The organism is Lacrimispora sp. (assembly GCF_031982545.1).
Lineage (GTDB): Bacteria > Bacillota > Clostridia > Lachnospirales > Lachnospiraceae > Lacrimispora.
Genome location: NZ_DALYXB010000007.1, coordinates 1 through 15,249, shown reverse-complemented (window position 1 = coordinate 15,249; position 15,249 = coordinate 1). Strand labels below are relative to the sequence as shown.

Sequence of the window (15,249 nt, the reverse complement as noted above, 5' to 3'; positions counted from 1 at the left end):
AAGTCTAGTAAATACTAGGCTTTTTTATTTTTGTGTTGCATATCGTGTTGAATAGCTTATCGTGCTACCTTGCAATGGAAATGCATTACAATGTTATTGCAGTAAGGAAGTTAATTATTTTTTGTATTTTAACTATATCGATTTTTTGCTCCCCAATCACACAATTCTTCTAAAATGGGTAATAAAGTTTGTGCTCGATCTGTCAGACTGTATTCAACTTTAGGAGGAATCTGGGGATACTCTTTCCGCCTCACCAACCCAGCCTCTTCCAATTCTTTTAATTGGGAACTTAGTATTTTATAAGTAATAGTTCCTATTTGTCTTTGCATTTCGTTAAAACGAACTGGTTGGTTTTCAGCTAAAAGGTATATAATAACCATTTTCCATTTCCCGCCAATCACTGACATTGTATAGCCGAAAGGGGTATCTTGAATATTTTTAACTATGCCATTAAAATCAGCCATTCCCATACTTACACTATCCTTTCCAATAGTACCTTTCAATAAAGTACGTACTTTTTTTTGGTTTTAAATTAGTATATACTAAGCTCACTTTAAAGTAAAGGAGCGATAATTATGACTGGTATTAAAACTTATAATCACGGCCTGCCATGGGAAGGCGAGCATGGTATTGCCCAGGGTTACTGCGTTAACGGTATCTTATATATTTCGGGACAATTCTCCCATGATATGCAAGGCACATTTGTTGGAGCGGGAGATATTGAGGTGCAGACGAAACAAACATTAGAAAATCTTGATCGAGTGTTAGCAGAATTCAGTGCAACAAGAACAAATATTGCAGAGATGGAGATTTTTCTAACAGACCCACAAGAACATTTTGAAAAATGTATTAGAATTTTTAAGGAATATGTGGGTGATCACCGACCAGCTGGTACTCTTGTGGGTGTATCAAGTATGTCGTTTCCCGACCAGCTGATTGAAATTCGTGCAGTGGCACATGTTAATTGATTTTTTTCAGAGGTAAAAAGGTGGGTAACCGGTATCCTCCAAAATCGTGTTGCATTTTCGTGTTGCAGAGCCTGCAATAATTACCGTAAAAGTGCATTTATTTAAACATATTTGCTATAATAAAAACACCGGGAAACCTCGTATTTACAAGGAATCCCGGTGAGTACTGGCTTTATTTTTATTATCTATCTACGGGTCGGAGTTAACGCTCCGATTGAGAAAACTTGTGCGCCAGTGATGGTAGCGCCAGATAATAATTTTAGTTTGTTCATTCTATTCTCCCCTTTATTAATTTCTTTTATTAAAAACTTGGCTTGTGCAATATACTTTGTAATTATGATTTTTTTGCTGCTTTTAATAAAATATTCACAGCTAAATAAGTAAAAAAATATTGATATAATTTTATCGATGTCATATACTCTTTTATATAATGAAAAGGAGGTATACATAATGAAAGGTTTTGGAATGCACTCTATTGAAAAAGCGGGCTGGATTGAAAAAGAACGGCCGAAATGCGGGGCTTTAGACGCAATTATTCGCCCAATCGTACTCGCACCATGTTCCTCTGACAACCATCTTCTTCACGGTGGCTTCGGAGAGCGAAAAGAATTAATTCTTGGACATGAATCTGTTGGTGAGATAGTAGAAGTTGGCAATTTGGTTAATAATTTTAAAACAGGTGATATGGTGGTTGTACCTTGCACCACTCCCAACTGGCTCGCTGAAAATGTACAAGGAGAATATAATGCACATGATGAAGGACTCATGAAAAGTTTTAAATTCCTGGGTTCCAAAGACGGCACTTTTGCGGAATATTTTCATGTTAATCAGGCAGATGCCAATCTGGTTCTTCTGCCAGAAAACGTATTGCCGGAGGCTGCTCTAATGACAGTGGACATGATGTCTACTGGTTTTCACGGTGTAGAGAATGCAAATGTGAGATTTGGTGATAAGGTTGTTGTAATCGGAATAGGTCCTGTTGGACTTATGGCAGTTGCAGGAGCCAAACTGCAGGGGGCTGGTCAGTTGATTGCAATTGGTACTCGTCCGAATTGCGTTAAAATTGCAAAGGAATACGGAGCAACAGACATAGTAAGCTACAAAGATGGCGATATCGTAAAACAGGTAATTGAATTAACCAAAGGCGGTGCTGATTCTGTCATTATTGCAGGAGGAAGCGGCGATATTCTTCGGCAGGCAGTTGAAATGACGGTTCCGGGAGGATATATTTCCAATGTTAACTTCTTTGACGCTCAGGACGTGCTCTCTATGCCAACATCATCATGGGGCCTTGGCATGTCTGATAAAACGATTCGTGGGGGATTCTGTCCTGGTGGCGCCCGCCGAATTAGAAAATTGCTTAATTTGGTTCAATATGGTAGGATAGATACAACAAAACTGATCACACATCGATATAATGGCTTATCAAAAATTGAAGATGCTTTTTATCTAATGGATCAAAAGCCAAAGGATCTGATTAAACCTGTAGTTTTTATTAATTAACACCCTTAAGTTTCACAGGAAAAGTCTGAAGTTATCCAGACTTTTCCTGTTTCAGTGTGACCGGCGGGCACTTGTTATCGAGAGAGAGTAAATATGAAATTGATTGAAGTCAACGAATTAAATACGGTAATATTAAAGCAACTTTTTGAAGTCTGGGACAAATCGGTTCGAGAAACACATTTATTTTTATCTGACTCAGAGATTAAAAATATATCCAGGTATATTCCACAGGCTTTGAGTTCAATCGCTCATTTGATTGTTGCATTTAATGATGAAAATAATCCTGTTGCATTTATGGGAATTGAAGATAGAACATTAGAAATGCTTTTTATATCCCCCGGGTATCGTGGAAAGGGATTAGGAAAACAGCTGATCCATTATGGAATAGAGAATTATTCCATAAATGAATTAGGAGTGAATGAACAAAACCCGCAGGCGAAAGCGTTCTATGAGCATATGGGATTTCAGGTTTATAAAAGAACTGAAACGGATGAGCAGGGGAATCCTTATCCGATTTTATACATGAAATTAGTTTGAACAACCTGTGGATAATGAAAATTAAAGGAGTCTATCTGAATGAATTACAGAAAAGGTAATTTAGACGATTGTAAAGCAATCCATTCTTTAATATGCAATATGGAAAACAAGGAATTTTCCTATGACAGGTTTTACGCAATCTATCAGGACCAGTTAAGTGACTGTCACTATTATTGCTTGGTTTGTGAACAGGACGGTGCAGTGATAGGTGTCCTGAACATACGTTTTGAAGCGCAGCTGCATCATATAGAACAGATAGCAGAAATCCTTGAATTTGCAGTTGCCGATACATACAGAAACAAAGGCATTGGAAAAGAGATGTTTTCCCAAAGCTGCCAGATTGCAAAAAATAACGGCTGTTCACAAATTGAGGTAGCCTGTAATCAATTACGCGAAAATACGCATCATTTTTATACGAGAGAAGGCATGAATAACTTTCATTTTAAATTCTCTAAACGTTTATTCAAAGATAGCACTCAGCAGAATTCTATCGGAAAATAAACAGAATAAAATTAAGATATAACAGTTTACTGATTTTTTATACAACGTAAAAATAATGTGACAAGATTGAGTATGATCGTGACTATAAGAAGCAGGCCAGTTATTGAGACAACTCCGCTGGAAGTATCCATAAGCGCAGACCAGTCATTTATTTTTACCAGATAATCCGTATAGAGGATTTGCATATACAGAGAAAGCCCACAGACGCTAACGCTTGTCAAGGAAAATATAACCCATTTACGATTGCCCGCTTTCTTATATTGAACCAGGTTAATAACAGGAAGTGCCCATGCAATGAGTCCCAATATAAGGCTTGCTACATTCAGCCAACTTGCAACTGACATCGTGTTCTCCTTTCAACATTAAGTTTTAATTATATCGTAGTATTATAACATTGGATTGTCAACAGTTATCAAAGTTGCCTTTTGTTTATCTTATATTGATAATTGACCCATTTAATGGTAGTCTATAAATGAAAATACTTCATTCAGAAGCTATAATAGGAGGGATTATTTATGGAAAAGACACTTTATTCAATACTTGCAGTGTTCCCCACACCAGATATGGAAAAGACCGCTAAATATTATAATGAAGTTATGGGATTTAGAATGGTTAAATATTTAGATGTAAAGGAGCCTCATATTTGCCTTTACCGTGACCGCGTGGAAATAGTTTTGACAAAAGCAAATACCAATAAAGTTTACACGAACAGGGAGTTGTACGGTTACGGGGAAGATTCATATTTTATTACGGATAATCAGGAAGAATTGCAAAATGAATTTATAAGCAAAGGAGCTAAAATCGTTCGTCCACTAAAGATGACAGATTACAATAATCTGGAATTTGTGTTAGAAGACATAGATGGGCGGTGGATTGCTTTTGGTATGAAGCAAAAATAGTAATCGCTAAAACTCAGCGTTATTTCTAAATTATCATTAAGGTTTCAGATTTTTGCCTTCTTTGTTACAATGAAAGAAAAAAGAGGAGGCATTAATCTATATGAATATAAAATTAAAAACAGTAATTTTAGAATGCCGGGACATACCACAATTAGTTTCTTTCTACACAAGCCTTTTATATTGGCCGGTAGTATATGAACTAGAAACATTTGTAGGAATACATTCAAAGGAAGACGATATGGGGATCGCTTTCCAGTATGATGAAAATTATATTCCACCTACCTGGCCTGCCAGGCTGGGGCAGCAACAGATGATGGCACATTTGGATTTTGCTGTAGCGGATAAGAGTGAGTTGTAGGAAGCAGTGGAAAAAGCAATTATGTTAGGTGCAAAAAAAGCAGAGGAACAGTATGGCGGTGAAGAATGGATTACTATGCTGGATCCCGCGGGACATCCGTTTTGTTTTGTTGTATGGAATCATTAAATAGAAGTGCTAAAGATCTACCAAGGTCAGACCCTTAAAGAAATAATATTCAAAAACTAAATCCTCAGGACAGTGATGTTCAGGGGATTTTTTTCTGTTACACTTCTGTTCGCTTTCTGTTAGTATCATGTCATAACATTGAAAATACTTATTCCTCATGCTAATATTAATACTAATTGCGAAAACTGAACATTTTGATATAAAGGGACGAAAGACGCGCACATAATAATAAGGATCTCATACATTTGCTGGCAGATCTTTATTGTGTGCATTCTGCTGTACGCCCCAGGTTCGTATCCATTGTTAATAATGTGAAACAAATAACGAAGATAACTCACATTTAGTCTTATCCTGTTGATAATCACAAAGATTTAACTGCTTTTTTGTAGGATACATTCAATCACGTGGCAGTACAAACCCGTTGAAACTAGTAGAAAATAGTCAAATGGCATGTATTTATTTGCAAAAAACCAAAAATTAACTATGCAATATGTATATAAAAAGGACTATGTTAAATAAAAAACAATGCAATATATATAATAAAATCAAAATAATTTAAAATAAATATTGCAATATGCACAAATGTGTGCTATATTGTATATAAGTAAAATCCTAGAGAGAAGAGTGCAGATACGGCAGCAGAAATGCTGATTAGTCGTTATGCACTCTTTTTTTTGAAAGAAAAAATAAATTCATAATTACGAAAGCTGGTCAATAGACAAGTAAGGAGTGTTGAAGGTGGACAACAAATTATGGACTGTTATTGAAAACAACCCTATCATTGCTGCAGTAAAAGATATGGCTGGCTTAAAGAAATGTGCACAATCAGATGTTAAAGTGATTTTCATATTATTTGGAGATGTCTGCAATATCAGTGAGATCGTAGACGAGGTAAAAAAAGAAGATAACATTATTATGGTCCATATGGACTTGCTGGTTGGCTTGAGCGGAAAGGAGGCTGCTGTTGATTTTATCAAAACACATACAAAAGCAGATGGAATTATAACCACCAAACAGTCGCTGATCCAACGGGCAAAAGAGATTGGACTATATACGGTACTGAGATATTTTGTGATTGATTCCATGGCTCTGGTGAATATTGAAAAGCAGAATGTATCTTGTGGGGTACATCCGGATGTCATTGAGATTTTACCGGGAGTTATGCCAAAAGTGATAAAAAAGGTCTGTAAAATCAGCAAAGTGCCTGTAATTGCAGGCGGACTGATTTCAGATAAAGAAGATGTTATGTCAGCGTTAGGAAGCGGTGCGCTTTCCATATCAACCTCTGACCAGGCGGTATGGTTTATGTAGTGAAAAAGAAACTGTTTTTAATTGTGAGGAGGTAGTTAAAGATGAAAAAGTTCATGAATGATGTGGACCAGGCAGAGAACGAGATGATTTTGGGACTTGTTAAAGCATATCCAAAGGATTTACGAAAGCTTGACTGCGGTAATGTAGTAGTCCGAAGAAATAAAAAAGAAAATAAGGTTTCACTGATCAGCGGCGGCGGAAGCGGGCACGAGCCTGCCCATGCAGGATATGTAGGAACTGGGATGCTTGATGCTGCTGTGGCAGGAGCAGTATTTACCTCACCAACTCCCGATCAGATTTATGAAGGGATCAAAGAAATTGCAAATGATGCCGGTGTATTAATGGTGATTAAAAATTACACCGGTGATGTAATGAATTTTGAAATGGCAGCAGAATTGGCGGAGGCCGATGGTATTCTGGTAAAACAGGTAATTGTAAATGATGACGTAGCTGTAAAAGACAGTTTATACACCGTAGGCAGAAGAGGTGTGGCAGGCACAGTGTTTGTACATAAAATAGCGGGAGCTGCAGCTGAGAGGGGAGATGACCTGGGTCAGGTTCAGGAAACAGCCAATAAAGTAATCGCCAATGTTCGAACAATGGGGGCAGCAATCCGTCCCTGTACCGTACCCGCTGCAGGGAAACCGGGATTTGAGCTGGCAGAGGATGAGATGGAGGTCGGGATCGGAATACATGGCGAGCCTGGTACTCACCGGGAGAAAATAAAAACAGCTAATGAAATCGTGGATCTGCTCCTTGATAAAATACTTGCTGATATTGATTATGAGGGAAGCGAAGTGGCGGTTATGGTTAATGGTTCCGGCGCGACTCCTCTTATGGAACTGTTTATTATCAACAACCGGGTTTCAGACGTTTTGAAAGAAAAAGGTATTTCTGTCTATAAGACTTATGTTGGTGAATACATGACCTCCATTGAGATGGAAGGATTTTCTGTTTCCCTGTTGAAATTAGATGCGCAGTTAAAATCGCTGTTAGATGAAAAAGCTGATACACCCGCATGGAAAGCATGATGATTATGGAGTGATGAGATGAACAAAGAAAAAATAATCCTGGTAATTGATCAGATGGCAGTTGCTATGGAGAAACAAAAAGCGTTTCTGACCGAGCTTGATAATGTCATTGGTGACGGAGACCATGGCATTAATATGGCAAGAGGTTTCTCAGAAGTAATCAAAAAAAGAGATTCACTGGCTCAGATGGATGCCGGTGATATGATAAAAAACCTTGGAATGATATTGGTGTCTACGGTTGGAGGTGCCTCCGGTCCATTATATGGCACCGCTTTTATGAAAGCAGGAATGTTTCTAAAAGGGAAAGAAGAAGTTACGTATCCCGATTTTTTAGAGGCTTTTCAGTGTGCCATAGAGGGAGTTATGGCACGAGGAAAGGCTGCAGAAGGAGAGAAGACAATGCTTGATGCAATGCTGCCTGCAAAGCGTGCAATGGAACGGGAATGGATGTTTTCCGGTGACGGGAAAAAGTCAATGGAGGCAGGTCTTACTGCTGCGAGAGAGGGAATTGAGTATACAAAGACAATTATTGCAACAAAGGGAAGAGCGGCTTATCTGGGTGAACGCAGCATCGGCCATCAGGACCCCGGCGCAACGTCGTTTGTATTCCTTTTGGAAGCAATCGCTTCCCAGATTTGACAGGAGGAATATATGGTTGGTTTTGTAATTGTATCCCATAGCCGGATGTTAGCTGAAAGCGTGGCTGATTTTACCAGGCTCATGGCGGAGCGTGTCACAGTGATTCCAGCCGGTGGGCTGGAGGATGGGAGTTTTGGCACCAGCTATCAGCTTATTTCAGATGCCATAGAAGAGGCAAATAGCGGAGACGGTGTTTTGGTGCTTATGGATATGGGAAGTGCTGTGATGACGACAGAAATGGTGTTGGAATCCATGGAGAATCACAAGGTAAAAATGGTTGACTGCCCGCTGGTGGAAGGTGCCGTTGCAGGAACCATTGCAGCAGCAGGCGGTCAGTCTTTGGAAGTAATATACCGGAATCTGACAAAATCCGGATATGTTAATAAGTTTTAAAAGGTACGTAAAGTACTTATTAAATGAATAAATCAAAGGAGGGTATTATTGATGGCGAAGTACGTAATGGCCTTGGACTCAGGAACAACCAGCAACAGATGCATTTTATTTAACGAGAAGGGTGAGATGTGCAGTGTGGCTCAAAAAGAGTTTACACAGTATTTCCCTAAACCCGGCTGGGTTGAACACGATGCAAATGAAATCTGGTCTTCCCAGTTAGGGGTAGCGGTTGAAGCAATGTCTAAGATTGGTGCAGTTGCTGAAGATATTGCTGCAATTGGTATTACAAATCAGAGAGAGACGACAATTGTCTGGGACAAAGCAACTGGAGAGCCGGTATATCATGCAATTGTATGGCAGTGCAGACGTACTTCTGAGTATTGTGACTCTTTAAAAGAAAAGGGACTCACCGATTCGTTCAGGCAAAAAACAGGTCTTATCATTGACGCTTATTTCTCAGGAACCAAGCTGAAATGGATTTTAGACAATGTGGAAGGCGTCAGAGAACGGGCCGAAGCAGGAGAACTGCTCTTTGGTACAGTGGAAACCTGGCTCATATGGAAGCTGACAAAAGGCAGAGTTCATGTGACGGATTATTCCAATGCATCAAGAACCATGTTATTCAATATACAGGAGCTGAAATGGGATCAGGATATCTTAAAAGAATTAAATATTCCCGAATGTATGCTTCCGGAAGCGAAGCCATCAAGCTTTGTGTACGGGGAATCCGATTCCCAGTTTTTTGGCGGTCCGATTCCCATTGGCGGGGCAGCAGGAGACCAGCAGTCCGCTCTGTTTGGCCAGACCTGTTTTACAGCTGGAGAAGCGAAAAATACATATGGAACCGGATGCTTCCTCCTTATGAATACCGGAGAAAAGCCTGTATATTCCAAAAATGGATTGGTTACGACAATTGCCTGGGGTCTTGACGGAAAAGTAAACTATGCTCTGGAAGGTTCGATCTTTGTGGCGGGTGCTGCCATACAGTGGCTTCGTGATGAAATGAAGCTGGTTGATTCCTCACAGGATTCTGAGTATATGGCGAAAAAGGTAAAAGATACCAATGGCTGCTACGTAGTTCCTGCATTTACAGGACTTGGTGCGCCTCACTGGGATCAATACGCCAGAGGAACCATTGTAGGTATCACAAGAGGAGTCAACAAGTATCACATTATCCGGGCGACTCTTGAATCACTGGCTTTCCAGGTAAATGACGTAATAAGCGCTATGCAGGCAGACTCAGGCATTACCCTCAGCACATTAAAAGTGGATGGCGGAGCCAGTGCAAACAACTTCCTGATGCAGTTCCAGTCTGATATTATGGGAGCGCCGGTACACAGACCGGTGTGTGTAGAGACGACTGCCATGGGAGCTGCATACCTTGCAGGGCTTGCAGTGGGTTACTGGGAGAATAAGGAAGCGGTTGTAAAGAACTGGCAGATTGACAAAGTATTCCGTCCCGATATGGCCGAAGCTGAGAGAACAGAACTTGTAAATGGCTGGAATAAAGCTGTTAAATGTTCTTATGGCTGGGCAAAGGAATGATATCGTTTCTATCAACCGAGATTTCAGGAGGTAAGGGAGTATGTTGATTTTTATTTCAGAACTGATCGGTACCATGTTGCTGATATTACTTGGTGATGGCGTAGTAGCGAACGTTACGTTAAATAAGTCGGGGATGAAAGGGGCCGGATCGGTCCAGATAACATTTGCATGGGGTCTTGCAGTTATGCTGCCTGCCTTTATTTTCGGAGCCTCTTCTGGAGCACACTTTAATCCTGCATTAACCATCGCCCTGGCGGCAGAGGGATCTGTAAGCTGGAATGTAGTTCCAACGTACATCATTGCACAATTACTTGGAGCATTTCTTGGAGCAACCCTGGTTTACGTGTTGTTTAAGGGACAGTTTGATCTTACAGAAGATGCTGCAACAAAACTGGGCGTATTTTCCACAGGTCCATCTGTACCCAATACCGGACTGAATCTGTTGAGTGAAGCAGTTGGAACATTCGTGCTGGTTTTTGCAATCAAAGGCATTGGAAATGTGGCAAACTTAGCCCCGGGCGTCGACAAACTGCTTACATTTGGTATCATTGTTTCCGTTGGCATGTCTCTTGGCGGTTTAACTGGATACGCCATTAATCCAGCCCGTGATTTAGGCCCCAGGATCGCCCATGCATTACTTCCTATTAAAGGAAAAGGTGATTCCAATTGGAAATATTCCTGGATACCGGTAGTTGGTCCTGTGATTGGCGCTCTTGCAGCTGTGTTGTTATTCAACGTAATTCCCTGGTAGAATAAAAAATTAATATACTATTCCTAAGTGAAATCGTAAGCCGGGTAAGCAGCACAGGTCAATGCTGTTTTACCCGGCTTATCCTCATATGAGGGCGTAGGTAAAGACTCATCTGCTGCTATGCCCTAAACAGAAAAGTTTGGAAAATCGGAGAAATGAGGCATAAAGTGGAAAAAGAGGTATCTTTGTCCCATTTTATCATTGATTGTTTCTGATTCAGTTGATAAAATGAAAAGGTAAAATATAGATTCAAGGGGAGAATGATGAAAAACAGATGTATACATACTGAAAAGGTTATGAAGGAATACCATTATGCAGTCATGCTGGATTATTACCGGAAGCTGATAATCCCGTTTTTAATTGTGTACTTATTGATTATTATTAATTTTGTCATGAGATTTATGAAGCACGACATTGGAGTGTTGACCATATTTGATGTGGCAGCTCCAGTTTTTCTGGCAGGAGTATTGATTGCGAAGCTGGAAAAAGTGATTCGATTAAATCAGCGGCGTATGCAGGTAATGTACGGAAAGTCTGATTGTGAATGCATGGTTGAGTTTAAGGATTTCATCCTGATTACTACAGAAAATAAAAATCAACGGGAGATTTCGTATCAACATATTTTAAAACATATAGAGACTAAAAATTTGATGATACTTATTTTAGAAGGGCGAATGTTTATTCCTCTTGATAAAAATGGTTTTATCGAAGAAGATGTAGAAAGCTTCAGGAAATTCATAGATGGTAAAATAAAAAATTAAAGGCATAATACAAGAATTGCAGGTCTGTTGTTTCAGACCTGCAATTTTTATATTATTTATTTCAGCAAATCCTGATATTCCGGATGCTTTTCAAACCAGGTGATAGCATAGGAGCATGTCAGAACTGCTTTTTTTCCTTCCGAGCGTAAATGATCTGCCGCCGCTTTCATCAGCTGACCTGCGATACCCTGTCCTCTGAGAGAATCATCCACAAAGGTATGATTGATGTTAACCGTGTTGTCATCTACGTCAGGAAATGTAACTTCAGCCAGCAGATTACTGTCTGAATGATAAAGTGCAATCTTATTAGGGGTGTAGGTAAAGTTCATATATAATACCTCCTGTCTTGTAATGAAATGATTATAACATTTCATGAAGAAAGGTTCAAGAAGTTCTCTATGTATTATGATTCATAACAAAATGAGGACAAAAAAAGAGCATCGTAGAAATTGGGGAAACGATGCTCCAAAGAAGAGTTATAGTAAGTATAACCTAAAAATATCATTATGTAAAGCTGAAAATATGTGAGATGTGTGGAAATTTTGTTAATAAAACGTATTATTGTGATATTGACGTATTCATAAAATAAATTATTTTATATGATGTTTTACTGAAATATTTTAATACCTTTACTTTATAAAACATGACATACAGCTGTCTTTTTTTCTGTGATAGGATGTTTTTGTGTTCAATGAATTTTGCGCAGTCTGATACTGGAGGAATGAAGTGTGAATGAAAGAAAAAGAATGAATCTCTATTGGAAGTATGTGGCGGAACAAAATGCAGATGAGCTTTTGAAATTTTTTCATGAGAATGGGGTAATCCGCTGGCATTGTACAAATGAACAGTTCACTGTTCCTGAATTTATAAAAGCCAACTGTGAATATCCGGGGAAATGGAATGGTGCAATGGAACGAATGGAGCAGAATGGTGATCAGATTATTACTGCAGCCCATATCTGGTCTTCTGAGGTATCCTTCCATGTTGTTTCATTTTTTCAAGTGGAACAAGGTAAGATTATACAGTTGGATGAGTATTGGGGCGATGATAGTGAAATTCCTGAATGGCGGCGAAACATGAAATTAGGCATGCCGATTCTATGAAAGGTATTTTAGATGCTCTCTATTTACTCTTCTTGACTGCGGGAGGTGTTTAAGTTAATATACTTAAAAAGGGGGTGTTTCTTATGAGTGAAGACATACAAAATTATATGAATAAATACAGTGACGAAATAAAACAGCTCTTTATGAAAATAAGAGAACAGATTATGGAAAGCGTACCATGTGAAGCAGAGGAGCGGCTGTGGGCTAAATTACCAAGCTATTATGTGGGAGATAAGTTTGTCCGTCTTATCCCGTTTAAAGATCATCTCAATATTGAGGCTTCCGCGTTATTGTCCCATAAGACCGAGCTGGAGCAATATAAAATGACGCCCAAAGGGATGCTTAAAATCTATTTGAATCAGGAACCTGTTTCTCTGTTTCAAACAATTTTTCAGGAAACGCTTATGGGGAAATAATCCGGATTCTATGTATTACAGTTTTTTTCTGAAAAATCCCTTTTGAAATAACATACCAAATACAATTCCCATTGCTAATCCGATTAAAAGATTATTAATTACTGAAGCACAGATCAAACCAACGCTGATGCCCAGTACCAGGCCGTTCTGGTCAGAGTTATTTTTGTTAAAATATGAATTTGGCATTATGTATTACCCCTTACGTTTTTTTACTATATTACATCAGTAATTACGTGAAGTACACTGGTATTTTCTGAGAGTAATACATAAATAAGGGACATTTGCAAAGAGAGGGAAGAGATGGAAATGATATCTTTTACAAAGAGACAGGCATGCTGTTTTCTGCTTCTAAAGCAGGGACTGCTTGGAGACTACCGGTTTGAGGGAAAGCAGGGAATTATGGAATTTATTTGTCAGGCAGGCTGTATCCAGTTTGATCCTGTAGATGTGTGCGGTAAAAATGCTGAGTTGGTTTTGCAGTCACGGATAAAACGATTTACCAAAGAGATGCTTTCTGATCTCTTATATCAGGACCGGGTACTGGTCGATTATTTTGATAAAAACCTTTCAATTATTCCAGTTAGTGACTGGCCGTATTTTGAACGCTTCCGGGAGCAGCACCGGCAGTGGGAGAGAAGTCATGAGGCAGTTCGTGGGGCTCGGGGTCAGGTGAGAGAACATATCGCAGATCACGGTCCGGTGTGTTCCGGGGATCTTGATATGCCGGATAAGGTGGACTGGTACTGGAGCCGTACCAAACTGTCCAGAGCAGTGCTGGAGCATATGTATTTTACCGGTGAGCTGGCTGTTCATCATAAAGCGGGATCCATCAAGTACTATGATCTGATCGAAAACTGCATTCCCAAGACAATTTTATCAGACCCTGAGCCTTACCCGGATGAGCATGACCATCAGACATGGCGTGTTTTGCGCAGAATCGGCTCAGTAGGCCTGTTATGGAACAGGGCTTCGGATGCGTGGCTGAACATCGGAGGTTTAAAATCAGCGGAGAGAAGCGCAGCATTTACCCGGCTTCTTAAAGAAGGGAAGATAGAAACGGTCCATGTAGAGGGAATGAAAGAAGAACTTTATATGCGGGCGGAGGACATTCCACTTGCCAGACAGTGTAAAGATCATACAAACTGGAAAAAAAGATGCGAATTCATTGCACCTTTGGATAATTTATTGTGGGATCGAAAGTTAATACAGGCACTTTTTGGATTTGATTATAAATGGGAGATTTACACACCGGCAGAAAAACGCAGATACGGTCACTATGTGCTGCCAGTCATTTACGGTGATCGTTTTATCGGCAGAATTGAAGCATCTGCCGATACGAAAAAACAGTCATTACTGGTAAAAAATATATGGTTTGAGCCAGATGTGAAACGGACGAAGCGGATGGATGAAGCCATTGATGCAGCAATCAGGAGATTTTCACTATTTAATCAGTGCAAAGATATTATAATGGAAAAATCAGACCAGAATGGAGAAATATAAAAATGAATATAGAAAAATTATCAAAGCAGTTTATTTGGAGTGATGAAGCAGGACTGGTTACCAAATCATTAGGGGAGGCAGCAGGAAGCCAGAAACTTTATGTAAATATTGATTACGTTCCTCCCGGGGCATTTAGCACAAAATACCATAGCCATACACAGCAGGAAGAGTTTTTTCTGATTTTGTCCGGAAAAGGAACTTTACGGTTAAACGGACAGGAACAGGAAGTAGGAAAAGATGATTTTATTGCAAAGCCGGCAGGAAAAAACACTGCTCATACATTCTTTAATTCCGGTAAGGAAGCGTTGGTAATTCTTGATGTGGGAACAAAGGAGGCTGAGGATACCTGTTATTATCCCGATGAGGATGTTTATATGCAAAAGTCCAACGGGATAAGACGTGTATTTAAAGGGAAACAACTAGATGAAACATGGTCATCCGATCCCAATTGTTAAGAGTAGATTATGCCAAAACGGATGGAAAAAATTACCAAATCCATTTTATGGAAATGATATTGATTTTTACTCCAATAATTGCTAATATATGGTCAGAATACCAGAATCAGCAAGGAGACTTAAATATGGCTAGAGGAGTAAGAAAATCATCACTTGAAAAGCTTCAGAAGGAATTGGCAGACGTACAGGAATCAATTCAGCAGCATAAGAATTCAATTACTGAATTAATAGAAAAAGAAAAGGAAATTCAGGAAAAGATCAGTCTGGAACAGTTTAAGGAAGTATCTTCCATTCTGGATCAGCAGAAGATGTCTATCTCTGACTTAAAAGAATTTCTGATATCCAGGACAAAATAAGAAGATTTTTATGAGAGGTACCTTTTTGGTATCTCTTATTTTTGTTCGCCCAGCATGGGCGAACTCTTACAGGTGAAAGTCCTGAGCATACCCTAC

21 protein-coding genes and 1 pseudogene are annotated in these 15,249 nt (G+C 39.4%); 18 read left to right on the top strand and 4 right to left on the bottom strand.

Translation table 11 applies throughout. The annotated features are described in order from the left end of the window. Positions 1-128: 128 nt before the first annotated feature. Positions 129-470 (bottom strand): winged helix-turn-helix transcriptional regulator, encoded by a 342-nt coding sequence (locus ABS301_RS12730; protein WP_349672574.1) that lies wholly within the window; start codon positions 468-470, stop codon positions 129-131. 105 nt (positions 471-575) lie between these two features. Between ABS301_RS12730 and ABS301_RS12725 the strand changes: the two genes are divergently transcribed. The 4 genes from ABS301_RS12725 (at position 576) to ABS301_RS12710 (ending at position 3,509) form a co-directional block, all read left to right on the top strand. Next, positions 576-968, top strand: coding sequence for a RidA family protein (locus tag ABS301_RS12725; protein ID WP_349672573.1), 393 nt, complete (start codon positions 576-578; stop codon positions 966-968). Between the two features lie 450 nt (positions 969-1,418). Continuing rightward, positions 1,419-2,471: a zinc-binding dehydrogenase gene (locus tag ABS301_RS12720; protein WP_349672572.1), complete on the top strand. Its 1,053-nt coding sequence runs from the start codon at positions 1,419-1,421 to the stop codon at positions 2,469-2,471. 93 nt (positions 2,472-2,564) lie between these two features. Beyond that, on the top strand, positions 2,565-3,008 hold the full coding sequence (locus tag ABS301_RS12715; RefSeq protein ID WP_349672571.1) for a GNAT family N-acetyltransferase: 444 nt from the start codon (positions 2,565-2,567) through the stop codon (positions 3,006-3,008). A 39-nt stretch (positions 3,009-3,047) separates the two neighbouring features. Next, on the top strand, positions 3,048-3,509 hold the full coding sequence (locus ABS301_RS12710) for a GNAT family N-acetyltransferase (RefSeq protein WP_349672570.1): 462 nt from the start codon (positions 3,048-3,050) through the stop codon (positions 3,507-3,509). Between the two features lie 26 nt (positions 3,510-3,535). Here the strand turns inward: ABS301_RS12710 and ABS301_RS12705 are convergent, their stop codons facing one another. Beyond that, on the bottom strand, positions 3,536-3,853 hold the full coding sequence (locus ABS301_RS12705; RefSeq protein ID WP_349672569.1) for a hypothetical protein: 318 nt from the start codon (positions 3,851-3,853) through the stop codon (positions 3,536-3,538). A 171-nt stretch (positions 3,854-4,024) separates the two neighbouring features. Here ABS301_RS12705 and ABS301_RS12700 point away from each other — a divergent pair, with 171 nt between their 5' ends. From ABS301_RS12700 to ABS301_RS12660, 9 genes and pseudogenes are all read left to right on the top strand, one after another. Beyond that, on the top strand, positions 4,025-4,408 hold the full coding sequence (locus tag ABS301_RS12700; RefSeq protein ID WP_349672568.1) for a VOC family protein: 384 nt from the start codon (positions 4,025-4,027) through the stop codon (positions 4,406-4,408). Between the two features lie 100 nt (positions 4,409-4,508). Further along, positions 4,509-4,892: pseudogene (locus ABS301_RS12695) on the top strand (VOC family protein). Positions 4,893-5,630: 738 nt separating this feature from the next. Next, positions 5,631-6,203, top strand: a complete 573-nt coding sequence (locus tag ABS301_RS12690; protein ID WP_349672567.1) for a glycerol-3-phosphate responsive antiterminator — start codon at positions 5,631-5,633, stop codon at positions 6,201-6,203. Between the two features lie 41 nt (positions 6,204-6,244). Then, positions 6,245-7,234: a dihydroxyacetone kinase subunit DhaK gene (dhaK, locus tag ABS301_RS12685; protein WP_349672566.1), complete on the top strand. Its 990-nt coding sequence runs from the start codon at positions 6,245-6,247 to the stop codon at positions 7,232-7,234. 18 nt (positions 7,235-7,252) lie between these two features. Continuing rightward, positions 7,253-7,873 (top strand): dihydroxyacetone kinase subunit DhaL, encoded by a 621-nt coding sequence (gene dhaL / locus ABS301_RS12680; protein ID WP_349672565.1) that lies wholly within the window; start codon positions 7,253-7,255, stop codon positions 7,871-7,873. A gap of 12 nt (positions 7,874-7,885) precedes the next feature. After that, a complete protein-coding gene (gene dhaM, locus ABS301_RS12675; protein ID WP_349668426.1) occupies positions 7,886-8,266 on the top strand; it encodes a dihydroxyacetone kinase phosphoryl donor subunit DhaM in 381 nt (126 codons plus the stop codon). Between the two features lie 51 nt (positions 8,267-8,317). Then, complete coding sequence (gene glpK / locus ABS301_RS12670) at positions 8,318-9,811, top strand: glycerol kinase GlpK (protein WP_349672564.1); 1,494 nt, start codon at positions 8,318-8,320, stop codon at positions 9,809-9,811. A 40-nt stretch (positions 9,812-9,851) separates the two neighbouring features. Further along, complete coding sequence (locus tag ABS301_RS12665; protein ID WP_349672563.1) at positions 9,852-10,562, top strand: MIP/aquaporin family protein; 711 nt, start codon at positions 9,852-9,854, stop codon at positions 10,560-10,562. Between the two features lie 263 nt (positions 10,563-10,825). Next, a complete protein-coding gene (locus tag ABS301_RS12660) occupies positions 10,826-11,323 on the top strand; it encodes a YcxB family protein (RefSeq protein WP_349672562.1) in 498 nt (165 codons plus the stop codon). Between the two features lie 56 nt (positions 11,324-11,379). Here the strand turns inward: ABS301_RS12660 and ABS301_RS12655 are convergent, their stop codons facing one another. Next, on the bottom strand, positions 11,380-11,652 hold the full coding sequence (locus ABS301_RS12655) for a GNAT family N-acetyltransferase (RefSeq protein WP_491711666.1): 273 nt from the start codon (positions 11,650-11,652) through the stop codon (positions 11,380-11,382). A gap of 399 nt (positions 11,653-12,051) precedes the next feature. On the opposite strand from ABS301_RS12655, the gene ABS301_RS12650 reads away from it, so the two are divergent. Both ABS301_RS12650 and ABS301_RS12645 read left to right on the top strand, forming a co-directional pair. Next, positions 12,052-12,426 carry a nuclear transport factor 2-like protein gene (locus ABS301_RS12650; RefSeq protein ID WP_349672561.1) on the top strand — a complete coding sequence of 125 codons (375 nt, stop codon included), beginning with the start codon at positions 12,052-12,054 and terminating at the stop codon, positions 12,424-12,426. Between the two features lie 83 nt (positions 12,427-12,509). After that, a complete protein-coding gene (locus ABS301_RS12645) occupies positions 12,510-12,842 on the top strand; it encodes a DUF1801 domain-containing protein (RefSeq protein WP_349672560.1) in 333 nt (110 codons plus the stop codon). Positions 12,843-12,857: 15 nt separating this feature from the next. Here ABS301_RS12645 and ABS301_RS12640 read toward each other — a convergent pair whose 3' ends face one another. Then, positions 12,858-13,028, bottom strand: a complete 171-nt coding sequence (locus tag ABS301_RS12640) for a hypothetical protein (RefSeq protein WP_170072239.1) — start codon at positions 13,026-13,028, stop codon at positions 12,858-12,860. Between the two features lie 114 nt (positions 13,029-13,142). On the opposite strand from ABS301_RS12640, the gene ABS301_RS12635 reads away from it, so the two are divergent. From ABS301_RS12635 to ABS301_RS12625, 3 genes are all read left to right on the top strand, one after another. Further along, positions 13,143-14,342: a winged helix-turn-helix domain-containing protein gene (locus ABS301_RS12635; RefSeq protein ID WP_349672559.1), complete on the top strand. Its 1,200-nt coding sequence runs from the start codon at positions 13,143-13,145 to the stop codon at positions 14,340-14,342. Between the two features lie 2 nt (positions 14,343-14,344). After that, complete coding sequence (locus ABS301_RS12630; RefSeq protein WP_349672558.1) at positions 14,345-14,797, top strand: cupin domain-containing protein; 453 nt, start codon at positions 14,345-14,347, stop codon at positions 14,795-14,797. A gap of 125 nt (positions 14,798-14,922) precedes the next feature. Next, positions 14,923-15,153: a hypothetical protein gene (locus tag ABS301_RS12625; RefSeq protein WP_170821712.1), complete on the top strand. Its 231-nt coding sequence runs from the start codon at positions 14,923-14,925 to the stop codon at positions 15,151-15,153. Positions 15,154-15,249: the final 96 nt, after the last annotated feature.

Bases quoted from the DNA above. Each gene is read 5' to 3' on its own strand.
- ABS301_RS12655 (WP_491711666.1), bottom strand. From the start codon at position 11,652: ATGAACTTTACCTACACCCCTAATAAGATTGCACTTTATCATTCAGAC.
- ABS301_RS12710 (WP_349672570.1), top strand. From the start codon at position 3,048: ATGAATTACAGAAAAGGTAATTTAGACGATTGTAAAGCAATCCATTCT.
- ABS301_RS12660 (WP_349672562.1), top strand. From the start codon at position 10,826: ATGAAAAACAGATGTATACATACTGAAAAGGTTATGAAGGAATACCAT.
- glpK (WP_349672564.1), top strand. From the start codon at position 8,318: ATGGCGAAGTACGTAATGGCCTTGGACTCAGGAACAACCAGCAACAGA.
- dhaL (WP_349672565.1), top strand. From the start codon at position 7,253: ATGAACAAAGAAAAAATAATCCTGGTAATTGATCAGATGGCAGTTGCT.
- ABS301_RS12640 (WP_170072239.1), bottom strand. From the start codon at position 13,028: ATGCCAAATTCATATTTTAACAAAAATAACTCTGACCAGAACGGCCTG.
- ABS301_RS12725 (WP_349672573.1), top strand. From the start codon at position 576: ATGACTGGTATTAAAACTTATAATCACGGCCTGCCATGGGAAGGCGAG.
- ABS301_RS12645 (WP_349672560.1), top strand. From the start codon at position 12,510: ATGAGTGAAGACATACAAAATTATATGAATAAATACAGTGACGAAATA.
- ABS301_RS12635 (WP_349672559.1), top strand. From the start codon at position 13,143: ATGGAAATGATATCTTTTACAAAGAGACAGGCATGCTGTTTTCTGCTT.
- ABS301_RS12730 (WP_349672574.1), bottom strand. From the start codon at position 470: ATGGGAATGGCTGATTTTAATGGCATAGTTAAAAATATTCAAGATACC.
- ABS301_RS12705 (WP_349672569.1), bottom strand. From the start codon at position 3,853: ATGTCAGTTGCAAGTTGGCTGAATGTAGCAAGCCTTATATTGGGACTC.
- ABS301_RS12700 (WP_349672568.1), top strand. From the start codon at position 4,025: ATGGAAAAGACACTTTATTCAATACTTGCAGTGTTCCCCACACCAGAT.
- ABS301_RS12665 (WP_349672563.1), top strand. From the start codon at position 9,852: ATGTTGATTTTTATTTCAGAACTGATCGGTACCATGTTGCTGATATTA.
- ABS301_RS12630 (WP_349672558.1), top strand. From the start codon at position 14,345: ATGAATATAGAAAAATTATCAAAGCAGTTTATTTGGAGTGATGAAGCA.
- ABS301_RS12625 (WP_170821712.1), top strand. From the start codon at position 14,923: ATGGCTAGAGGAGTAAGAAAATCATCACTTGAAAAGCTTCAGAAGGAA.
- dhaM (WP_349668426.1), top strand. From the start codon at position 7,886: ATGGTTGGTTTTGTAATTGTATCCCATAGCCGGATGTTAGCTGAAAGC.
- ABS301_RS12715 (WP_349672571.1), top strand. From the start codon at position 2,565: ATGAAATTGATTGAAGTCAACGAATTAAATACGGTAATATTAAAGCAA.
- dhaK (WP_349672566.1), top strand. From the start codon at position 6,245: ATGAAAAAGTTCATGAATGATGTGGACCAGGCAGAGAACGAGATGATT.
- ABS301_RS12720 (WP_349672572.1), top strand. From the start codon at position 1,419: ATGAAAGGTTTTGGAATGCACTCTATTGAAAAAGCGGGCTGGATTGAA.